This is a genomic window from Streptomyces sp. NPDC005496 (genome assembly GCF_042872045.1).
Classification (GTDB): Bacteria; Actinomycetota; Actinomycetes; order Streptomycetales; family Streptomycetaceae; genus Streptomyces.
On sequence record NZ_JBIAJQ010000011.1, the window covers coordinates 120,099 to 140,479 of the forward strand.

Consider the following 20,381-nt stretch of genomic DNA (forward strand, 5'->3'; position numbering starts at 1 on the left):
GGTACGGGGTTACGAGGCCGGGGTCGAGGTGGCGGCGGCTCTGCGCCCCGCCCTCGCGACGGAGATCTGCCGTGCGACCCGCGGGCCGAGCACGGACAGGACGAGCAGGACACCGGTGACGACGATCTGCGACTGGGCGGAGACGTCCTGGAGACTCATCACGTTCTGCAGCGCGCCGAGCAGGAAGACCCCCGCGATCGCGCCGCCGAGCGTGCCCTTGCCGCCATCGAAGTCGATGCCGCCGAGCAGGACGGCGGCGACGACGGAGAGTTCGAGCCCGGTGGCGTTGTCGTAGCGGGCGCTGGCGTAGTGCAGGGCCCAGAAGACGCCGGTGAGCGAGGCCATGAGGCCGGTCGCGACGAACAGCAGCAGCTTGTGCCGGCGGACGCGGACGCCGGCGAAGCGCGCGGCCTCCTCGTTGGCGCCGACCGCGAACAGCGAGCGCCCGAACGGGGTGGCGTGCAGCACGACCACCGCGATCGCGAGCAGCACCAGGAAGGGCAGGAGGGCGTACGGGATGAAGGTGTCCCCGATGCGTCCGGCGGCGAAGTCCAGGTACTGGGTGGGGAAGTCGGTCACCGCGTCGGAGCCGAGCACGATCTGTGCGATGCCCCGGTAGGCGGCGAGGGTTCCGATGGTGACGGCGAGGGAGGGCAGTCCGAGCCGGGTCACGAGCAGTCCGTTGACCAGGCCGCAGACCACGCCGAGCAGCAGGCAGAGCGGGATGATCGCCTCGATCGTCATGCCCTGGTTCCACAGGGCGCCCATCACGGCGCCGGACAGGCCGGCGGTGGAGGCGACGGAGAGGTCGATCTCGCCGGCCACCACGAGCAGGGTCATCGGCAGCGCGACCAGTGCGATGGGCAGGGTGTTGCCGATGAGGAACGACAGGTTGAGGGCATTGCCGAAGCCGTCGACGAACCCGAACGAGAACAGCAGGACGACGAGGAGGAGGGCACCGACGGCCGAGTCCCACCTTTTCAGGGCGGACCAGCGGGGCGCGCGCGCGAGGGACGGGTCAGCCATGGCGGGCGTTCCTCTTCTTCAGTGCGGTGGCCACGCGCAGCGCGACGACCCGGTCGACGGCGATGGCGAGGATGAGCAGGACGCCGTTGATGGCGAGCACCCAGACCGAGCTGACGCCGAGGGCGGGCAGCACGCTGTTGATGGAGGTGAGCAGCAGGGCGCCGAGCGCGGCTCCGTAGACGCTGCCGGAGCCGCCGGTGAAGACGACGCCGCCGACCACGACGGCGCTGACGACGGTGAGTTCGTAGCCGTTGCCGGTGCCGGAGTCCACGTTGCCGAACCGAGCCAGGTACAGGGCGCCGGCGAGTCCCGCGAGGGCGCCGCAGAAGGTGTACGCGGCGAGGATCCGCTTGCGGACGGGGATGCCGGCGAGGCGGGCCGCCTCCGGGTTGGAGCCGAGCGCGTACAGCTCGCGCCCGCCGCCGAAGTGCTTGAGGTAGTACGCGGTGGCGATCAGCACCGCCAGCGCGATCAGCGCGAGGTAGGGCACCGCCGAGATGCCGCCGGAGCCGAAGTCGATGAACCCGTCGGGCAGGCTCGCCGCGGTGATCTGCCGGGAGCCGACCCAGATGGAGTCGATGCCGCGGATGATGTAGAGCGTGCCGAGGGTGACGACGAGCGCGGGCACCTGGCCGAGGCTGACGAGCAGCCCGTTCACCAGTCCGCAGCCGATCCCGAGCAGCACCGCGAGGGCGATCGCGACGACGGGGTCGCCGCCGCCCTGGAGGTAGGTGCCGGCCGCGAAGGCGCTGATGCCGAGGGTGGAGCCGACGGACAGGTCGACGTTGCGGGTGATCACGACCAGCGACTGGCCGGTGGCGACGAGCACGAGGATCGTCGCGTTGAGGAGCAGGTCCTTGATGCCCTGTTCGGAAAGGAACTCGCTGTTGCCCGTCTGGGTGACGGCGATCATCACCAGGAACACGGCCAGGATGGCCAGTTCGCGCATCTTGAAGACGCGGTCGACCAGCCGGGTGCCGCTGGACCTGGGCACGTCGGCGGCGGGCGCGGGGTCGGTCGCGGTCACCGTCATGCGGCGGCCCTCCCGGTGGCTGCGGCCATCACGGTTTCCTCGGTGGCTTCGGAGCGCGGGATCTCGGCGGTGAGCCGGCCCTCGTGCATCACGAGCACGCGGTCGGCCATGCCGAGGATCTCGGGCAGGTCGGAGGAGATCATCAGGACGGCGACCCCGTCGGCGGCGAGCTGTGACAGCAGGCGGTGGACCTCGGCCTTCGTGCCGACGTCGATGCCGCGGGTGGGCTCGTCGACGATGAGCACCTTGGGGCCGGTGGCGAGCCACTTGGCGAGGACGACCTTCTGCTGGTTGCCGCCGGACAGGGTGCCGACTGCGTCCGCGATCCGCGCGTACTTGACCTGGAGCCTGACGGCCCAGTCCAGGGACCGGCTGCGCTCGGCGCTGCGGTCCATCAGTCCGGCCCTGCTGGTCGAACGCAGGCCGGTGAGGCCGATGTTGCGCTCGATCGACATGTCCATCACGAGGCCCTGCTCGCGCCGGTCCTCGGGGACCAGGGCGAGCCCGGCGGCCATCGCCGTGGACGGGGCGCCGTTCGTCAGTCCCCTGCCGTCGACCTCCACCTCGCCGGCGTCCCAGCGGTCGACGCCGAAGACGGCGCGGGCGACCTCGGTGCGTCCGGCGCCGACGAGTCCCGCGAGACCGACGATCTCGCCGCGCCGGACGTCGAAGGAGACGTCGGTGAAGACGCCCTCACGGGTCAGCCGCCGTACGCTCAGGGCGACTTCACCCGCCTCGACGTCCTGCTTGGGGTAGAGCTCGTCGAGGTCCCGGCCGACCATACGGCGTACGAGGTCGTCCTCGGTCATGCCGTCCAGCGGCTCACTGGAGATCCAGGCCCCGTCGCGCAGGGTCGTGACGCGCCGGCAGATCCGGAAGATCTCCTCCAGCCGGTGCGAGATGAAGAGGACCGCCGAGCCCTGCTCGCGCAGGGTGCGCACGACGCCGAACAGGCGGGCCACCTCGCTGCCGGTGAGGGCGGCGGTCGGCTCGTCCATGATGAGGACCCGGGCGTCGAAGGAGAGCGCCTTGGCGATCTCGACGATCTGCTGGTCGGCGATTGACAGGCCCCGGGCGGGGCGGTCGGGGTCGAGTTCGACACCGAGGCGCTTCATCAGGGCCAGCGTGGCGGCGCGGGTCGCCTTGTGGTCGATACGGCCGAGGGCGCGCCGCGGCTGACGGCCCATGAAGATGTTCTCGGCGATCGACAGGTCGGGGAAGAGCGTGGGTTCCTGGTAGATCACGGCGATGCCCGCGTCGCGGGCGTCGGCGGGACCGTGGAAGACGGTGGGTTCCCCGTCCAGCAGCACCTGACCGGCGTCCGGTCGGTGCACGCCGGCGAGCGTCTTGATGAGGGTCGACTTGCCCGCGCCGTTCTCGCCGGCGAGAGCGTGCACCTCGCCGGGGAAGAGTTCCAGGGACACGTCCCGCAGGGCGCGTACGGCGCCGAAGGACTTCGATATGTCCCTGAGCGCCAGCACGGGGGCCGGACCCGAGTCGGACCGGTGGGTCATGTGGGCTCCTCAACGACGCGGGCGGGGAGGCCTCACGACGTCGTGAAAGGTTTCAACTAGGTTGCCGGGACGTTAGGCAGGTCACCCAGGTCACGTCAATGGGTCCGGGCCGAAATTCTCGATACCCAGAGGTCACGACCAAGTCACGGAAAGCAGTCTCGGCCGGAGGGGTTGACAGCCCTTCGGGGTGCTCATAGCTTCGGCGTTCTGAATCGTTTCAGACAACGCCGTTCAGAACCGAAGTCGCACCCGAAGTCACAGGAGCCCTGAAGTGACCGAGCTCGCCGCCGTGAAGGCCGCCCTCAAGACCCAGGCAGTAGAGACGCCGTCATGGGCGTACGGGAACTCGGGAACCCGCTTCAAGGTGTTCGCGCAGCCAGGAGTGCCGCGCGACCCGCGCGAGAAGCTGGACGACGCCGCGAAGGTGCACGAGTTCACCGGTGCCGCCCCGACCGTCGCGTTGCACATCCCCTGGGACCGGGTCGACGACTACGCCGCCCTCGCGAAGCACGCCGAGGACCGCGGCGTGCGGCTGGGCGCGATCAACTCCAACACCTTCCAGGACGACGACTACAAGCTCGGCAGCATCTGCCATCCCGACGCCGCGGTGCGACGCAAGGCGGTCGACCATCTGCTGGAGTGCGTCGACATCATGGACGCGACGGGCTCCAAGGACCTGAAGCTGTGGTTCGCGGACGGCACGAACTATCCGGGGCAGGACGATCTCCGCGAGCGCCAGGACCGGCTCGCCGAGGGCCTGGCGAAGGTCTACGAGCGGCTCGGCGACGACCAGCGGATGCTGCTGGAGTACAAGTTCTTCGAGCCGGCCTTCTACAGCACCGACGTCCCGGACTGGGGCACCGCGTACGCGCACTGCCTCAAGCTCGGCCCCAAGGCGCAGGTCGTCGTCGACACCGGGCACCACGCGCCGGGCACCAACATCGAGTTCATCGTCGCCACGCTGCTGCGGGAGGGGAAGCTCGGCGGTTTCGACTTCAACTCGCGCTTCTACGCGGACGACGACCTGATGGTGGGCGCCGCCGATCCCTTCCAGCTCTTCCGGATCATGTACGAGGTGATCCGGGGCGGCGGTTTCGCGCCCGAGGTCGCCTTCATGCTCGACCAGTGCCACAACATCGAGGCCAAGATCCCGGCGATCATCCGCTCGGTGATGAACGTCCAGGAGGCCACGGCGAAGGCCCTGCTCGTCGACAGGTCCGCGCTCGGTGAGGCCCAGCGGTCGGGGGACGTGCTGGAGGCCAACGCGGTGATCATGGACGCGTACAACACCGACGTGCGGCCGCTGCTTGCCGAGGTCCGGGCGGAGCTCGGTCTGGATCCCGACCCGGTCGGCGCGTATCGGCGGTCCGGGTGGCAGGAGCGGGTTGCCGCGGAGCGGGTCGGGGGGCGGCAGGCGGGGTGGGGGGCGTAGTCCCTCCGCTCGGGCCGGCCCCCGGGGGCCTTGCCTCCTCCGGGTGGGTGGTCGGCGTCCACCATGCCGGTGGTCCGTCCGGGGTCGGTTGTCGGCTCCGGGACGGTGGTCGGTTCCGCTCGCCGTACGGGCCGCGGCCGGTGGTGGACCTTCGGTCGGGGTGGGCTGGTCGCGCAGTTCCCCGCGCCCCTGACGGGGCCCGGGCCGGCGCGCGCCACCCGCTGGACCCTGACGTGGGCCAGCCCGACATCCGCCACCCGTCCCCCCTGACGGGGCCCAGACCGGCGCCGCCCACCCGCTCGACCCTGACGAGGGCCAGCCCGACACCCGCCACCCGTCCCCCCTGACGGGGCCCAGACCGGCGCCGCCCACCCGCTCGACCCTGACGGGGGCCGGTCCGGGACGCGCCGCCCGGCCGCCCCGCGGTGAGACACATCGATGCTCCCGCCGCTCGGCTTCCGTACGTCACGAGTACTCGTTCACCCTCTCCCTTAAGGAACGGAACATGGCACCCCATCCCGAAGCCGCCGCTCTGCTGGCTCGCTCGCGTCGGCTCGGCGCCGATCCGCGCAACACGAACTACGCCGGCGGCAACACGTCCGCCAAGGGCAGCGAGACCGACCCGGTGACCGGTGGCGACGTCGAGCTGATGTGGGTCAAGGGGTCGGGCGGCGACCTCGGCACCCTCACCGAGTCCGGGCTCGCGGTGCTGCGCCTCGACCGGCTGCGGGCGCTGACGGACGTGTACCCGGGGGTGGAGCGCGAGGACGAGATGGTCGCCGCGTTCGACTACTGCCTGCACGGCAAGGGGGGCGCGGCCCCATCGATCGACACGGCGATGCACGGGCTCGTGGACGCGGCGCACGTCGACCACCTGCACCCCGACTCGGGCATCGCGCTGGCCTGTGCGGCGGACGGCGAGAAGCTCACCGCCGAGTGCTTCGGCGACAGCGTGGTGTGGGTGCCCTGGCGCCGCCCCGGGTTCCAGCTCGGCCTGGACATCGCGGCCGTCAAGGAGGCCAACCCGCAGGCCGTCGGCTGTGTCCTCGGCGGTCACGGCATCACGGCGTGGGGTGCCACCGCGGAGGAGTGCGAGCGCAACTCGCTGCACATCATCCGCACCGCGGAGGCGTTCCTCACCGTGCGTGGGAAGGCCGAGCCGTTCGGACCGGTCCTGCCCGGGTACGAGGCGCTGCCCGAAGCCGAGCGCCGGGAGCGGGCGGCCGCTCTCGCGCCGTACGTACGCGCCGCCGCCTCCCAGGACCGCCCGCAGGTCGGCCACTTCACCGACTCCGATGTCGTCCTGGACTTCCTGGCGAGCACCGAGCACCCGCGGCTCGCCGCCCTCGGCACGTCCTGCCCGGACCACTTCCTGCGCACGAAGGTCCGGCCGCTCGTCCTGGACCTGCCGCCGTCGGCGCCCCTGGACGAGGCCGTCGCCCGCCTGCGGGAACTGCACGCCGAGTACCGCGAGGAGTACGCGGCCTACTACGCCCGGCACGCCGACGCCGGCTCCCCCGCGATGCGCGGCGCGGACCCGGCGATCGTGCTGGTCCCCGGCGTCGGCATGTTCAGCTTCGGCAAGGACAAGCAGACCGCGCGGGTGGCGGGCGAGTTCTACGTCAACGCGATCAACGTGATGCGCGGGGCCGAGGCGGTCTCCACGTACGCGCCGATCGAGGAGTCGGAGAAGTTCCGCATCGAGTACTGGGCGCTGGAGGAGGCCAAGCTCCAGCGGATGCCGAAGCCGAAGCCGCTGGCCACGCGCGTGGCGCTGGTGACGGGCGCCGGCAGCGGGATCGGCAGGGCGATCGCCGAGCGGCTGGTCGCCGAGGGCGCCTGCGTGGTGGTCGCCGACCTGAACGCGGAGGGCGCCGCACAGGTCGCCGAGCAGCTGGGCGGACCGGACAAGGCGGTCGCCGTGGCCGTCGACGTGACCTCCGAGGAGCAGATCGGCGACGCCTTCAGGGCTGCCGTGCTCGCCTTCGGCGGGGTCGACCTCGTCGTCAACAACGCGGGCATCTCGATCTCCAAGCCCCTCCTGGAGACCACGGCCCGCGACTGGGACCTCCAGCACGACATCATGGCCCGCGGCTCCTTCCTGGTCTCGCGCGAGGCGGCCCGGGTGATGGTCCCGCAGGGGCTGGGCGGCGACATCGTCTACATCGCGTCCAAGAACGCGGTCTTCGCCGGTCCGAACAACATCGCCTACTCCGCCACCAAGGCCGACCAGGCTCATCAAGTTCGCCTGCTGGCGGCCGAGTTGGGCGAGCACGGCATCCGGGTCAACGGCGTCAACCCGGACGGTGTCGTGCGCGGGTCCGGGATCTTCGCGGGCGGCTGGGGCGCGCAGCGCGCGGCCACGTACGGCATCGAGGAGGAGAAGCTCGGCGAGTTCTACGCCCAGCGGACCATCCTCAAGCGGGAGGTGCTGCCGGAGCACGTCGCGAACGCGGTGTTCGCCCTGACGGGCGGCGACCTGACGCACACCACCGGCCTGCACGTCCCGGTCGACGCCGGCGTCGCCGCCGCGTTCCTGCGGTGACCGCTGTGCGCACGTACGCCGCGGTCGACCTCGGCGCGTCCAGCGGGCGCGTCATGGTCGGCCGCGTGGGACCCGGGTCGCTGGAGCTCACCGAGGCGCACCGCTTCCCCAACCGCCCCGTCCGGGTGCCGGAAGGGCTGCGCTGGGACATCCTCGGCCTGTACGCGGGTGTCCTCGACGGGCTGCGGGCCGCGGGGCAGGTCGACTCCGTGGGCATCGACAGCTGGGCCGTGGACTACGGGCTGCTCGACGCCGACGGGGCGCTGCTCGGCAACCCGGTGCACTATCGCGACGCCCGCACGGAGGGCGTCGCGGAGCAGGTGTGGGCCACCGTGCCCCCCGCCGAGCTGTACGCGGCGACGGGGCTCCAGTACGCGCCCTTCAACACGCTGTACCAGCTCACGGCGGCCCGTTCCTCCACGCAACTGGCCTGCGCAGAGCGGCTGTTGCTTATCCCGGACCTGCTCACGTACTGGCTCACGGGCGAGGCCGGCACCGAGCTGACCAACGCCTCCACGACCCAGCTGATCGACCCGCGCACACGCGACTGGTCGTACGACGTGGCGGACCGGCTCGGCATCGAGCTGAAGCTGTTCCCGCCGCTGCGCCGGCCCGGTGACCCGGCGGGCACGCTGCGCCCGCACGTCCTGCGGGAGACCGGGCTCACCGGCCCGGTCCCGGTGACCGCCGTCGGTTCGCACGACACGGCGTCCGCGGTGGCCGCCGTCCCCGCCGTGGGCGAGCGCTTCGCGTACATCTGCACCGGTACCTGGTCGCTGGCGGGCCTGGAGCTGGACGCACCGGTCCTCACCGAGGCGAGCCGCGCGGCCAACTTCACGAACGAGCTGGGCCTGGACGGCACGGTCCGCTATCTGCGGAACATCATGGGCCTGTGGCTGCTCCAGGAGTGCGTACGGGACTGGGGCGACCCTGACCTCGCCGGTCTGCTGCGCGAGGCGGCCGAGGTGCCGTCGCTGCGCTCGGTCGTCGACGCGGGCGACGCGGCGTTCCTCGCGCCGGGCCGCATGCCGGAGCGGATCGCGCAGGCGTGCCGGGTGTCGGGCCAGCCCGTGCCGGTCTCCCGGGCGGAGATCACCCGCTGCATCCTCGACTCCCTGGCACTCGCCCACCGCCGGGCGATCGCCGAGGCGCGGGAACTCGCCGACCACCCCGTCGACGTCGTGCACATCGTCGGCGGCGGGACCCGCAACGCCCTGCTGTGCCGGCTCACCGCGGACGCCTGCGGACTGCCGGTCGTGGCGGGTCCGGCCGAGGCGGCGGCCCTCGGCAACGTCCTCGTCCAGGCCCGCGCCCAAGGCCTGGTCGGCGACCGCGCCGCCATGCGTGAACTCCTCGTGCGCACCCAGCCGTTGGTGCGGTACGAACCCGGCGGCGACCCGGCCGCCTGGCGCGAGGCGGAGAGCCGCCTCACCGGCCGGTGAGCGCGGATCCGCCCGTTCCGCACCCTCCCCCGGGTCCGCCACTACGCTGAGCGCGTGGGGCGGTACCCCAGCACCCATCCGATGACCGAACGCGAGGAGCCGCGATGCGTGTCGCCCTGTTCCTGACCTGTGTCAACGACACGCTCTATCCGGACACCGGGCGCGCCGTGGTGAAACTGCTGACCAGACTGGGCGTCGAGGTCGACTTCCCGATGGCGCAGACCTGTTGCGGGCAGGCCCACTACAACACCGGCTACCGGCACGAGGCGGAGCCGATGGCCCGGCATTTCTCCGATGTCTTCGCCGAGTACGAGGCGATCGTGACGCCCTCGGGGTCGTGCGGCGCGATGGTCAGGGAGCTGTACCCGCGAATGGGCGAGCGGGCCCGGGCGGAGGGCCGCGGGGACACCCTCGCGGCCACACTCGCCCCGGTCGTGCCGAAGACGTACGAGCTGACCGAGTTCCTCGTGGATGTCCTCGGGGTGACGGACGTCGGCGCGTACTACCCGCACACGGTGACCTACCACCCGACCTGTCACGGGCTGCGCGGTCTCGGCCTGGGCGAGCGGCCGCGCCGGCTCCTCCAGGCGGTCAAGGGGCTCGAACTGCGGGAGCTGCCCGGGGCCGAGGAGTGCTGCGGCTTCGGCGGGACCTTCGCGGTGAAGAACGCCGACGTCTCGGCGGCGATGGGCGCCGACAAGGTGCGCAACGCCGAGTCGACGGGCGCGGAGGTGCTGTGCGCGGCCGACAATTCCTGCCTGATGCACGTCGGCGGCACGATGGCCCGGCTCCGCACCGACATGCGCCCGGTGCACATCGCGGAGATCCTGGCGAGCACGGAAGAGGAGCCCCTGGCATGAGCGGGACCTTCGTCGGCATGCCGGCTTTCCCCCGGGCCGCGCACGAGGCCGTCAACAACCCCACGCTGCGCGGCAATCTGCGTCACGCCACGCACACGATCCGCGCCAAGCGCGCGCACGCGGTCGCCGAACTCGACGACTGGGCGGCCCTGCGCGAGGCGGGAAAGCGGATCAAGGACCACACCCTGCGCCATCTCGACCGTTACCTCGTGCAGTTGGAGGAGGCGGTGACGGCGGCCGGCGGCACCGTGCACTGGGCCGTCGACGCCGACGAGGCCAACCGGATCGTCGCGGACCTGGTGAAGGCGACCGGCGAGAGCGAGGTCGTCAAGGTCAAGTCGATGGCCACCCAGGAGATCGGGCTCAACGAGGCGCTGGAGGCCGAGGGCATCCGTGCCTACGAGACCGATCTGGCCGAGCTGATCGTGCAGTTGGGCAAGGACCGCCCCTCGCACATCCTGGTCCCGGCCATCCACCGCAACCGCGGGGAGATCCGCGAGATCTTCGCCCGTGAGATGAGCGAGTGGGGCCGCCCCGCCCCCGAGGGCCTCACCGACACGCCCGCCGAACTCGCTGAGGCCGCCCGTCTGCACCTGCGCGAGAAGTTCCTGCGGGCCAAGGTCGGGATCTCCGGGGCCAACTTCATGGTCGCCGAGACCGGCACCCTGGTGGTCGTGGAGTCCGAGGGCAACGGCCGGATGTGCCTCACCCTGCCCGAGACGCTGATCTCGGTCGTCGGCATCGAGAAGGTCGTGCCGACCTGGCGGGACCTGGAGGTGTTCCTGCAGACGCTGCCCCGCTCCTCCACGGCCGAGCGCATGAACCCGTACACGAGCACGTGGACCGGCACCACCGAGGAGGACGGCCCCCGCGACTTCCACCTGGTCCTGCTCGACAACGGGCGCACCGACACGCTCGCCGACGAGGTCGGCCGTCAGGCGCTGCGCTGCATCCGCTGCTCGGCCTGTCTCAACGTCTGCCCGGTGTACGAGCGGGCCGGAGGCCACGCGTACGGCTCGGTCTACCCGGGCCCGATCGGCGCGATCCTCAGCCCCCAACTGCGGGGCACCGGCAGCGAGATCGACGCGTCGCTGCCGTACGCCTCCTCGCTGTGCGGGGCGTGCTACGACGTGTGCCCGGTGGCGATCGACATCCCCGAGGTACTGGTGCACCTGCGGGAACGCGTCGTCCAGGGCGGCCCGGTGACCCGCGAGGGCAACAAGGTGGTGCTGCGTCCGGCGAAGGGACACGCGGCGGAGCGGGCCGCCATGCGCGCGGCCGGCTGGGCGTTCGCGCACCCGGGGGCGCTGCGCACCGGCCAGCGGCTCGCCTCGCGCAGCCGGCGCTTCCATCCGCGTACGCTCCCGGGCCCGGGCCGGGCGTGGAGCGAGACGCGGGATCTGCCACCGGTGCCGGCGGAGCCCTTCCGCGACTGGTGGCAGCGCACGCACGGCGGAGAGGACGGTCGCAAGTGAGCAGCAGGGAACGGATCCTGGGCCGCGTCCGGCGCGCCCTCGCGGACGTGCCCGCGGACGACACCCCGTACGAGCGGGCCGTCGAGCGGACGTATCTGCGCGAGCACGGTCGGCGTGACGTCGGGCGGACGGTGGAGCTGCTGGCCGAGAACCTGGCCGACTACCGCGCGCTCGTGCACCGTACCGACGCCGCCGGGCTCCCGGACCTGATCGCGAGGCTGCTGTCCGCGCACGGCTCGACGTCGGTGCTGGTGCCGTCCGGGCTGGACACCGGCTGGCTGGCGGCGTCGGACGTGGCACGCGTGGCGGACCTCGCCGGGAACACCGCGCACGAGCTGGACCGGGTCGACAGTGTCGTCACGGCGTGCGCGGTGGCGATCGCCGAGACCGGCACCATCGTTCTGGACGGCGGCCCCGACCAGGGACGCCGTCGGGTCACCCTCGTGCCCGACCACCACATCTGCGTGGTGCGGGTGCCCGCCCAGGTGGTCTCCTCGGTGCCGCAGGGGCTCGAACGCCTCGATCCGGCACGTCCGTTGACCTGGATCTCCGGGCCGTCCGCGACCAGCGACATCGAGCTGGACCGGGTGGAGGGCGTGCACGGCCCGCGCACCCTGGAAGTGGTGCTGGTGACTCGGTGACGTGTCCCGGCCCAGGGGCCCGGGCGGTGCGCCGTCGGGCCCCTCGCGGGTGGTGGCCCGTACGGGCGGGCGGGGTGGCGCTGGGTACACCCCGCGATACGGGTTCTGCGCCCCGTGTGCCGCGGCCCGCCGCTCCGTAGCGTCGACGTCGAGGCACAGGGGGTGCCGGACGGAGAGTGATGACGATGTTCCACCGGCCCGCGCGACCTACGCACGACTCGGCGCCCTCCGCCGAGGCGCTGCGCCTGGTCAAGGTCACCAAGACGTACGGCAGCGGCGACAGCGCCGTGACCGCGCTCGACGCGGTGACACTCAGTCTGGCGCGGGGCACCTTCACCGCGGTGATGGGGCCGTCGGGGTCCGGCAAGTCCACGCTCCTGCAGTGCGCGGCCGGCCTGGAGCGCCCCGACAGCGGCATCGTGATGGTCGACGGCGCCGAGATGACCGGGACCGGTGAGGCGGCGCTGACGCGGTTCCGCCGCAGCCGGATCGGCTTCGTCTTCCAGCAGTACAACCTGCTGGACACCCTGACCGTCGCGCAGAACACCGTGCTCCCGCTGCGGCTGGCGGGCCGGCGCGTGGACCGGCGGCGGGCGCGGGAGGTCCTGGCCGCGGTCGGGCTGGGCGACCGGCTCGGGCACCGGCCGGACCAGCTGTCCGGCGGTCAGCGCCAGCGGGTGGCGATCGCCCGGGCGCTGGTGACCGAGCCGAGCGTGGTGCTGGCGGACGAGCCGACCGGGGCTCTGGACCTGCGCAGTGCCCGCGAGGTGCTGGTGCTCCTCCAGGACGCGGTGCGGGTGCACGGCAGGACCGTGGTCATGGTGACCCACGACCCGGTGGCGGCGTCGTACGCCGACTCGGTCGTCTTCCTCGCCGACGGCCGGGTGGCGGGCGAGCTGCGCGCGCCGCGGGCCGACACGGTCGCCGAGCGGCTGGCGCACCTGGGCGACGACGTGACGGCGGGGGTGTGAGCGATGTTCACGCTGGCCCTGCGTTCCGTCCGGCGGCGCCCCGGGCGCTTCACCGCGACGCTGCTGTCCGCGTTCCTCGGCGCGGTGGTCGTCATGACGTTCAACTCGATGCACGACACCGCGGGCCGGCCGGGTGTGGACGCCGAGAGCGCCTCCTCGCTGTCCACCGCGGCGAGCGTCGTCGGCGGCTACGGCACCCTGCTGGTGTTCTTCTCGGTCGCCTCGACGCTGACGGTCAACGTCCGCATGCGGAGCGCCGAACTGGAGCTGCTCCGGTGTTCGGGGGCGACCCCCGCGCAGATCACGCGGATGGTCGTGGGTGAGGCGGTGGCCGTGGCGCTGCTGGGCTTCCTGCTGGCGATCGGTCCCGCGACGCTGGGCGGACGGGCCCTGTTCGACGTGTTCCAGGACAGCGGCCAGGTGGCCCGCTCGGTGGATTACTCCTTCGGCCCGGTGGCGCTGATGTCGGGGTTCTGGATCACCGTGCTCGCGTCGGCGGGCGCGGCGTTCCTCGCGGTGCGGCGGGCGACGCGCGGGGGACGGCGGCGGGGCGGGGTGCGGACGTTCTCGGCGTACGCCGCCCTCGCGGCCGGGGCGGCGGGCGTCTGCTCCACCTTCGCGTTCTCCGCCTCCGACGCCGCGCTGATGGCACCGGCGGCGTACGGGGCGATCCTGCTCTCGGTGGGGTTCGCACTGCTCTCGCCGCGGCTGCTCACGGCGGTCCTGGACCGGATCCCGGTGGCGGGGGCGAGCGGTTATCTCGCCGTTCGGGCGCTGCGCGGGCGGGTCGAGCAGCTGTCCGGCGTCCTGATGCCGCTCATCATGTTCACCGGTGTGGCGGCGGCGACGCTCTCCATGCAAGCGGTCGAGACCGACGCCATCGAGGCGTCCGGCATCCCGAAGTCCGTCGACGCGAAGAACCTGGAGACGCTCAACCTGGTGGTGGTCGGCATCATCGTGCTCTTCTGCTGCATCACGCTGATCAACTCGCTGTACGCGGCGACGTCGTTCCGCGCCCGGGAGTTCGGACAGCAGCGCCTCGCCGGGGCCACTCCGGGCCAGGTGCTCGGCGCGGTCGGCGTCGAGGGCGTCGTCCTGACCGTGACCGGGGTCCTCTTCGGCACGGCGGCCGCTCTCGCCGGGGCGGTGCCGTTCACCGTGGTCCGCACCGACGCGGTGCTGCCGGGCCGGGGTCCGGGCATCTGGCTGGTGGTCGTCGCGATCGCGGCGGCGGCGACGCTGGGCACGGCTCTGGCGACGACGCGGCGGATGCTGCGGGTCCCGGCGGTGGACGCGGTGGGACTCGCCGCCTGACGCGGGACCGGCGCCGGGCGGGAGTGGTCCCCGCCCGGCGCCGGCGTTTTCGGGGCGCGCCACCGGTCAGCCGGGCGGTCCGCCGCCCACCTTCACGCGGATGGTGCGCAGCTCGGGGTCGGCGGCGTCGGGCAGGTTCATCCCCGACTCCAGGCCGGTGCGGAGGTAGTCGAGTACGGGCTCGGTGAGCCGTTCACCCGGGAGGACGGCCGGGATGCCGGGCGGGTACGGCGTGATCATCTCCGCCGAGACCCGGCCCACGGCCCGGTCCAGCGGCACGGGTTCGGCCAGGCCGAAGTACGCGTCCCGGGGGCGCACCGCCTGCTCCAGCCGCATCCGCGCCCCGGAGGGTACGACCATCTCCGGTACGCCGACGGCCAGTTCACCGGCATGGTCGGCCAGGTCGCGCAGGGCGTCCAGCAGCGGTTCGGTGGTGGCCGGCGAATCGCCGTGCGTGATCTGGGCGCTGACGCGCCGATGGTCGGCGAGGTGCATGTTGATCCCGTGCTTCTCGCGCAGCCAGTCGGCGGCCCGGTAGCCCGTCGTGCCGAGGCCGGTCACGTCGATGACCACGGGCAGCGGGTCGAAGTCGACGGACAGCCCGCTGCCCACGAAGTCGTCGTGGCCGAGCACCCGCAGGCCGGGGATCTTCTCGACGGCGGAGCGCACGTCGGACGCCAGCGACAATGCCTCACCGAGCAGCCGCTCACCGTCGAGGACCATCTGGCGGCGCCAGGCGTCGAGCCCGGCGTAGATGAGCACGGAGGGGCTTGTCGTGCCGAACAGGTCGGCCCGCGACTGCAGGAACTCCGCCTCGATCAGGTCGCCCTGGAGGTGGAACACCGAGCCCTGTTCCAGGCCGCTGCCCATCTTGTGGATGCTCGTCACGCACACGTCGGCGCCGGCGTCCATCGCCCAGGACGGCAGCTCGGGATGAAAGGGCAGGTGGGCGCCCCACGCCTCGTCCACGACCAGGGGCAGCCCGCGGGCGTGCAGGACGTCCGCGATCCGGCCGAGGTCGGCGCAGGCGCCGTACGGCGTCGGACTGGTGACCAGGGCTCCCCTGGCGTCGGGATGCCGGGCGAGCGCCTCCTCGAAGGCCTCCGCGTCCGGTGCGTGGGCCAGCCGCTGCTCCTCGTCCCACCGCGGGTCGACCCAGACCGGGTGGATACCGGCGAGGATCAGTCCGGAGATCACCGACTTGTGGGCGTCGCGGCCCACGAGGAGCTTCTCGCCCGGCCCCGCGACGGCGAGCATCGCCGCCTTCACGGAGAGGGAGCTGCCGCAGGTGGTGAAGAAGGTGTGCTCGGCGTGGACCGCGTCCGCCATCAGCGCCTCGGCGCTCTTGAGGACCTTTCCCCTCATGAGCCGGTCGTCGAGTCCGCCGGACGCCAGCAGGTCGGAGCGGTACACGCCCTCGCCGAGGACGGCACGCGCCTGCGGATCGGCGCCGCGGCCCTGCTTGTGCCCCGGCGGCGTGAAGGACAGCTCTCCCTGGTCGTGGTAGCGCCGCAGCGCGTCCAGCACGGGCGCTCTGGTGTGATCCACGGTGTACGTGCTCCTTCGGCGAGGGGTCAGTCGGAGGGGTGCCCCTCGGCGGTCTTCCGGTTGGCGGGACGGCTCGGGGTGACGGGGTCGCCGGTGCCTTCCGGCGCGCCCTCGGTGGTGTCGGTGTCCTCCTGCCTCCCGAGCTCCTTCACCTCTTCCAGGGCCTCTTCCGTCGCGGTCCGGGTCGGCTTCTTGCGCCCGGTCGGACGCGGATCGGTGTCGCTCATACCGGCCGGGTACCCGGAGATCGGCGTTCAAGCCCGATCATCCTCCGGGCCGGTGCGGCGCCGTGACGCTCAGCGGCCCTCGTGCAGCGCCCGCGCGGCCACCCTCAGATCGGCGACGAGCCCCGCGCAGGCGGCCTCGCGGTCGTCGGAGCGCAGCACGGCGGACGGGTGCAGGGTCGCCACCACGTACCGCACGCCCTCATCCCGCCCGCCGGGCCGCGTGTGCTGTTCCGCCTCCTCGCCGGGCAGCGGGAGGAGCGCTCCGCGGTCCTTCGTCACGCGGAACGACTTGCCGGGCAGCGCCTTCCCGGCGGTGGCGCCGAGCGCGACCACCACGTCGGGCCGGACCAGCCGCAGTTCCGCGAGGAGCCAGGGCCGGCAGGCGGTCATCTCGCGCAGGTCGGGCGCCTTGTGGATGCGGCGTCTGCCGCCCGCGGCCGGGGTGAACTCGAAGTGCTTCACGGCGTTGGTGACGTAGGCGTCGTCCCGGTCGATGCCCGCCTCCTCCAGCGCCTTGTCCAGCAGCCGGCCGGCCGGTCCGACGAAGCGCTCCCCCTGACTGTCCTCCTGGTCCCCGGGCTGCTCGCCGACCAGCATGATCCGCGCCGAGGTGTCACCCGCGCCGAAGACGGTCCCGGTGGCGTTCTCGAAGAGGGGGCGGCCCCGGCAGTCCGCCGCGGCACGCCGGTGCGCGGGCATGCCGCCCGGCGCGGGCAGGAAGGGCCCCGCGTCGTACGCCTCCGCGCCGCCCTCGTGCGCCGTGGGCGCGTCGTCGTCGGTCGGGCTCATGTGCGCCTCACCTCCGGACCGCTACGTGCCGTCGGTGCCCGGGCCCTCGCACCCCGGGTGCCGCCGGAGTACCCCGCGCCGCGTTCGTCATGCGGCGGTCACGGCGGCTTCCGGGCACGCTCGGCAGCGTTTCCGCACGGCCACCGTCCCGAACTCCGTCGCCGGACGGAACGCAGCCCCGAGAATCGCCCCGATATCAATCGCCGCGGAATTCCGTGCACGGAATCGGATCGGCCGGCGGCGGTGGGGAGGAGGACGGGACCGGGGAAGAGGCACTCGGGCCTTTCGCCGCCGGGCCGGCCTGGGCCGGCCCGGGGTGACGGTTCCCGCTCGGCCCGTACCCGGGCGGGAGACCGGCTGGGACACGGCTCAGGGCGCGTCGGTGAACGCCTCCTCGCGCAGCTTGTCGTAGCAGCCGCTCAGCAGGCGGGAGACGTGCATCTGCGAGATGCCGAGCTGCCGCGCTATCCCGCTCTGCGTCATGCCGCAGAAGAACCGCAGGTAGAGGATGGTCTGTTCGCGCTCCGGCAGCGCCCGGAGGCAGGGCTTCACCGATTCGCGGTCGACGACCAGGTCGAATCCGCTGTCCGGGGCGCCGAGCGCGTCCCCCAGCGCGTAGCCGTCGTCGCTGCCCGGCAGCTCGGCGTCCAGCGAGAGGGCGGTGAAGCTGTCGAGGGCCTCAAGACCCGTGCGCACCTCGTCCTCGGTCAACTGTGCCTCGGCCGCGATCTCGGCGACGGAGGGGTTCTGGCCGGGTGCCGTCTGTGACAGGTCCTTCACCGCCGTACGGACGCGATTGCGCAGGTCCTGGACCCGGCGGGGCACGTGCAGCAGCCACATGTGGTCGCGGAAGTGGCGCTTGATCTCACCGGTGATGGTCGGGATGGCATAGCTCTCGAAGGCGTTGCCCCGCTCGGGGTCGTAGCGGTCGACCGCCTTGACGAGACCGAGGGCGGCGACCTGGCAGAGGTCCTCGACGGACTCCCCCCTGCCCCGGAACCGGCCCGCGATGCGGTCGGCCATCGGCAGCCAGGCTCTCACCAGCTCGTCCCGCAGTGCCTGCCGCTCCGGGCCGTCGGGCAGGGCGTGGAGGTGTTCGAACGCCGCGGCCGTGTCGGGGGCGTCGTCGTGCGGGTGCTGCTTCGTGCGTGCCGTGACACTCATGGCGCCGCAACTCCCTTCGAAAGGTGTACGTCACCTGGGGAGCTGCACATACGGACGGCACCGGACACACCCGGGATTCTGTTCGGGCCAGCTCCCACGGACGTGCCTCCTGTCCGAAGCACTAACCCGCGAATTCCCGGTCCTGGAATGCGCGAAACGCATTCCGGACGGCGTTGACGCAAGGCGACCGGGTGAGCCCGGGCGGTGACGGATTCGTTGAAAGGAATTCCATCGACAGAACCGTGCCTCTCGACGCCGAGAAATAGCGTCGAGAAATGACATCGAAGGCGAATCCCTTTCCCTGAAACCTTTGCGGCAAGGCTGGTTGAGGGGATCCGCCGCGAAGTGGGCCGGGGGCGCGGCGAGTTGGGCGTGCGCGGCCCGCGGGGCGCCCTGGCGCCGGGCGTGCGTGCCGAAGGTACGGGCTGGTCGTCGGCGCGTCCGGGCGCGTTGTTACGGTTCCCCGATGTCTGACTCTTCACGGGACACGGCCGCGGGCGCCGGCTGGGGCGACTCGGAGCGCGGGGACTACCGGTTGCTGATGCCGCAGCGGGTCGAGAAGCTGTCGTGGCTCGACCCGCGGACGCTGTGGCCGGCCCGCAACGGCGTACTGGCCTCGTGGTTCGGGGACCCCACGGGCCGTACCCGCGCCCGTTGGGCGGAGCAGCGCGCGGCCGCCGACGCCCCCGCCGACCGCGTGATCCGGCGCGACGACCCCGACCACTTCTCCTTCATGGTCATCGGGGACACCGGGGAGGGCGACGACGCCCAGTACGCCGTGGTCCCGGGCTTCCTGAAGGTCGGTCAGGACACCAGCTTCGCCGTCCTCGCCAGTGACGTGGTCTATCCGGTGGGCAGCGCCGACGAGTACGGCACGAAGTTCCACCGTCCGTACCGGGACTACCAGGCACCCGTGTACGCGATACCCGGCAACCACGACTGGTACGAGGACCTCCAGGGCTTCATGCGCGTCTTCTGCGACGCCCCGCCTCTCGCCCCGCAGCCCGCGCCCCGCCCGCTGACACGCGCCTGGCTGCGTGCGCTGCTGTGGCACAGACCCCGACCCGTGGACGAGCAACGTCTGGCCGCAGCACAGGAGTTGCGGTCCGCGCCCGCCCAACAGGCCGTGCAGCCGGGCCCCTACTGGGCGATCGACGCCGGTCCGGTGCGCATCGTCGGCATCGACACGGGGCTGCTGGGGACCCTCGACGCCGAACAGGGCCGCTGGCTGCGGGAGGTGTCGCGGGCGGACGTCCCGAAGATCCTCGTCACCGGCTCACCCCTGTACGTGGACGGCGAGCACCACCCCTGCGCGATCGAGGGCGGCGGCACGGTCGACGACATCGTCCGTGATCCCGCTCACCGCTACGTCGCCGCGATCGGCGGTGACATCCACAACTACCAGCGCTATCCGGTGGCGGTGGACGGCCGCACCGTCCAGTACGTGGTCGCCGGGGGCGGCGGCGCGTTCATGCACGCCACCCACACCATCCCCCGGGTCTCCGTGGCCGGGGTGGGCGAGGACGACTTCCGCTGCTATCCCCTGCGCGGCGACTCCCTGGCCTTCTACAGCAGGCTCTACGGGCGGCGGCTGCGGATGCCCCGCTTCTTCACGCTCGGCGAGGCCGAGGCGACGGCCGTGATCGCCGAGCGTCTGGGCGTCGCGCCGACCCGCTCCCAGGCGGCGCCCGCGCGCGTCACGCGGCGCGTCAGGCTGGTCGCCGGGCTGCTGGGCGCGGGCCGCCGCCCCGGCCGCCGAGCGTGGCTGCGCCTGCCCGTGCGCAAGACGTACACGCAGCTGTTCTCGCCGGGATCGGCGACGTACAGCCCGCCGTTCTTCAAGAGCTTCCTGCGGCTGGACGTCTCTCCGGACTCGGTCCGGCTGCGATGCTTTTCGGCCACCGGAAACCGTGCTCAGGAGCTCGATCCGCCCGTCGAGGACGAAGTGATCATCCCGCTGCGGTGACCCGGGGAACCGCGGGGGCGGGGCACCGCGTCCTTCACGTGACCGAAACGGAACACAACTGTCCGCTTTCTGTCTGGTATCCGACGGAAGCGATCACTGTGACCACTGATAATTTGTGGGGGCCGCGATGTACCGAAAGGTCGGGGAGGGGGGCTCGCAGCCGCGTGCGCGGCAGCTGCATCTACCCGCGCGAGCAAGACTGAGTGCGGAGGGAGACGCAGGCATGTCCACGTCATGGCAGCGAATACATGAGGTGCACCCCGGCGGGGGGCCACGTCCGGAAACCCTCCATGGCTAGGCCCGAGGAGGGCGGCGGCCCGCACCGCCGCGAGGACGCTCCCGGCCGCTCCGGCTCCCCGGAATCCGGCCGCCGCACGCCCGCGCCCGACGGCGAGAAGGCGCCACCGTCACGCCCCGGAACCCCGGACCGTCCC

Annotated in this window: 16 protein-coding genes; 9 read left to right on the plus strand and 7 right to left on the minus strand. The window is 72.4% G+C overall.

Annotated features, from left to right (window positions below):
* Positions 1-9: 9 nt before the first annotated feature.
* The 3 genes from ACFYQQ_RS30160 to ACFYQQ_RS30170 are packed head-to-tail and all read right to left on the minus strand — an operon-like array spanning position 10 to position 3,573.
* The gene (locus tag ACFYQQ_RS30160) at positions 10-1,026 is read right to left on the minus strand and encodes an ABC transporter permease (protein ID WP_355788830.1); all 1,017 of its coding nucleotides are present in this window, start codon (positions 1,024-1,026) and stop codon (positions 10-12) included.
* Complete coding sequence (locus tag ACFYQQ_RS30165; protein WP_355788833.1) at positions 1,019-2,059, minus strand: ABC transporter permease; 1,041 nt, start codon at positions 2,057-2,059, stop codon at positions 1,019-1,021. Before ACFYQQ_RS30165 ends, ACFYQQ_RS30160 begins: the two co-directional genes overlap by 8 nt.
* The gene (locus ACFYQQ_RS30170; RefSeq protein WP_355788836.1) at positions 2,056-3,573 is read right to left on the minus strand and encodes a sugar ABC transporter ATP-binding protein; all 1,518 of its coding nucleotides are present in this window, start codon (positions 3,571-3,573) and stop codon (positions 2,056-2,058) included. Before ACFYQQ_RS30170 ends, ACFYQQ_RS30165 begins: the two co-directional genes overlap by 4 nt.
* 271 nt (positions 3,574-3,844) lie before the next feature.
* On the opposite strand from ACFYQQ_RS30170, the gene rhaI reads away from it, so the two are divergent.
* The 8 genes from rhaI (at position 3,845) to ACFYQQ_RS30210 (ending at position 14,253) form a co-directional block, all read left to right on the plus strand.
* Positions 3,845-5,005 (plus strand): L-rhamnose isomerase, encoded by a 1,161-nt coding sequence (rhaI, locus tag ACFYQQ_RS30175; protein ID WP_356241536.1) that lies wholly within the window; start codon positions 3,845-3,847, stop codon positions 5,003-5,005.
* A 505-nt stretch (positions 5,006-5,510) separates the two neighbouring features.
* Complete coding sequence (locus ACFYQQ_RS30180) at positions 5,511-7,550, plus strand: bifunctional aldolase/short-chain dehydrogenase (protein WP_355784594.1); 2,040 nt, start codon at positions 5,511-5,513, stop codon at positions 7,548-7,550.
* A 5-nt stretch (positions 7,551-7,555) separates the two neighbouring features.
* Positions 7,556-8,992, plus strand: coding sequence for a rhamnulokinase family protein (locus ACFYQQ_RS30185; RefSeq protein ID WP_356241710.1), 1,437 nt, complete (start codon positions 7,556-7,558; stop codon positions 8,990-8,992).
* Positions 8,993-9,096: 104 nt separating this feature from the next.
* A complete protein-coding gene (locus ACFYQQ_RS30190; RefSeq protein WP_356165456.1) occupies positions 9,097-9,852 on the plus strand; it encodes a (Fe-S)-binding protein in 756 nt (251 codons plus the stop codon).
* On the plus strand, positions 9,849-11,327 hold the full coding sequence (locus ACFYQQ_RS30195; RefSeq protein ID WP_356165453.1) for a LutB/LldF family L-lactate oxidation iron-sulfur protein: 1,479 nt from the start codon (positions 9,849-9,851) through the stop codon (positions 11,325-11,327). The genes ACFYQQ_RS30190 and ACFYQQ_RS30195 overlap by 4 nt, the downstream gene beginning before the upstream one ends.
* A complete protein-coding gene (locus tag ACFYQQ_RS30200) occupies positions 11,324-11,968 on the plus strand; it encodes a lactate utilization protein C (RefSeq protein WP_356241541.1) in 645 nt (214 codons plus the stop codon). The genes ACFYQQ_RS30195 and ACFYQQ_RS30200 overlap by 4 nt, the downstream gene beginning before the upstream one ends.
* Positions 11,969-12,147: 179 nt before the next feature.
* The gene (locus ACFYQQ_RS30205; RefSeq protein WP_356165447.1) at positions 12,148-12,939 is read left to right on the plus strand and encodes an ABC transporter ATP-binding protein; all 792 of its coding nucleotides are present in this window, start codon (positions 12,148-12,150) and stop codon (positions 12,937-12,939) included.
* Between the two features lie 3 nt (positions 12,940-12,942).
* Positions 12,943-14,253, plus strand: coding sequence for an ABC transporter permease (locus tag ACFYQQ_RS30210; RefSeq protein ID WP_356165445.1), 1,311 nt, complete (start codon positions 12,943-12,945; stop codon positions 14,251-14,253).
* A gap of 66 nt (positions 14,254-14,319) precedes the next feature.
* Here ACFYQQ_RS30210 and ACFYQQ_RS30215 read toward each other — a convergent pair whose 3' ends face one another.
* The 4 genes from ACFYQQ_RS30215 to ACFYQQ_RS30230 form a co-directional block, all read right to left on the minus strand.
* A complete protein-coding gene (locus tag ACFYQQ_RS30215) occupies positions 14,320-15,801 on the minus strand; it encodes an aminotransferase class I/II-fold pyridoxal phosphate-dependent enzyme (RefSeq protein ID WP_355795310.1) in 1,482 nt (493 codons plus the stop codon).
* Positions 15,802-15,827: 26 nt separating this feature from the next.
* Complete coding sequence (locus ACFYQQ_RS30220; RefSeq protein ID WP_356165439.1) at positions 15,828-16,028, minus strand: hypothetical protein; 201 nt, start codon at positions 16,026-16,028, stop codon at positions 15,828-15,830.
* Between the two features lie 69 nt (positions 16,029-16,097).
* Positions 16,098-16,817 (minus strand): UdgX family uracil-DNA binding protein, encoded by a 720-nt coding sequence (locus ACFYQQ_RS30225; protein WP_388905841.1) that lies wholly within the window; start codon positions 16,815-16,817, stop codon positions 16,098-16,100.
* A 369-nt stretch (positions 16,818-17,186) separates the two neighbouring features.
* Positions 17,187-17,981, minus strand: coding sequence for an RNA polymerase sigma factor SigF (locus tag ACFYQQ_RS30230; RefSeq protein WP_356165434.1), 795 nt, complete (start codon positions 17,979-17,981; stop codon positions 17,187-17,189).
* A gap of 466 nt (positions 17,982-18,447) precedes the next feature.
* Between ACFYQQ_RS30230 and ACFYQQ_RS30235 the strand changes: the two genes are divergently transcribed.
* On the plus strand, positions 18,448-19,947 hold the full coding sequence (locus ACFYQQ_RS30235; protein WP_388905844.1) for a metallophosphoesterase family protein: 1,500 nt from the start codon (positions 18,448-18,450) through the stop codon (positions 19,945-19,947).
* The last annotated feature ends 434 nt before the right edge of the window (positions 19,948-20,381 follow it).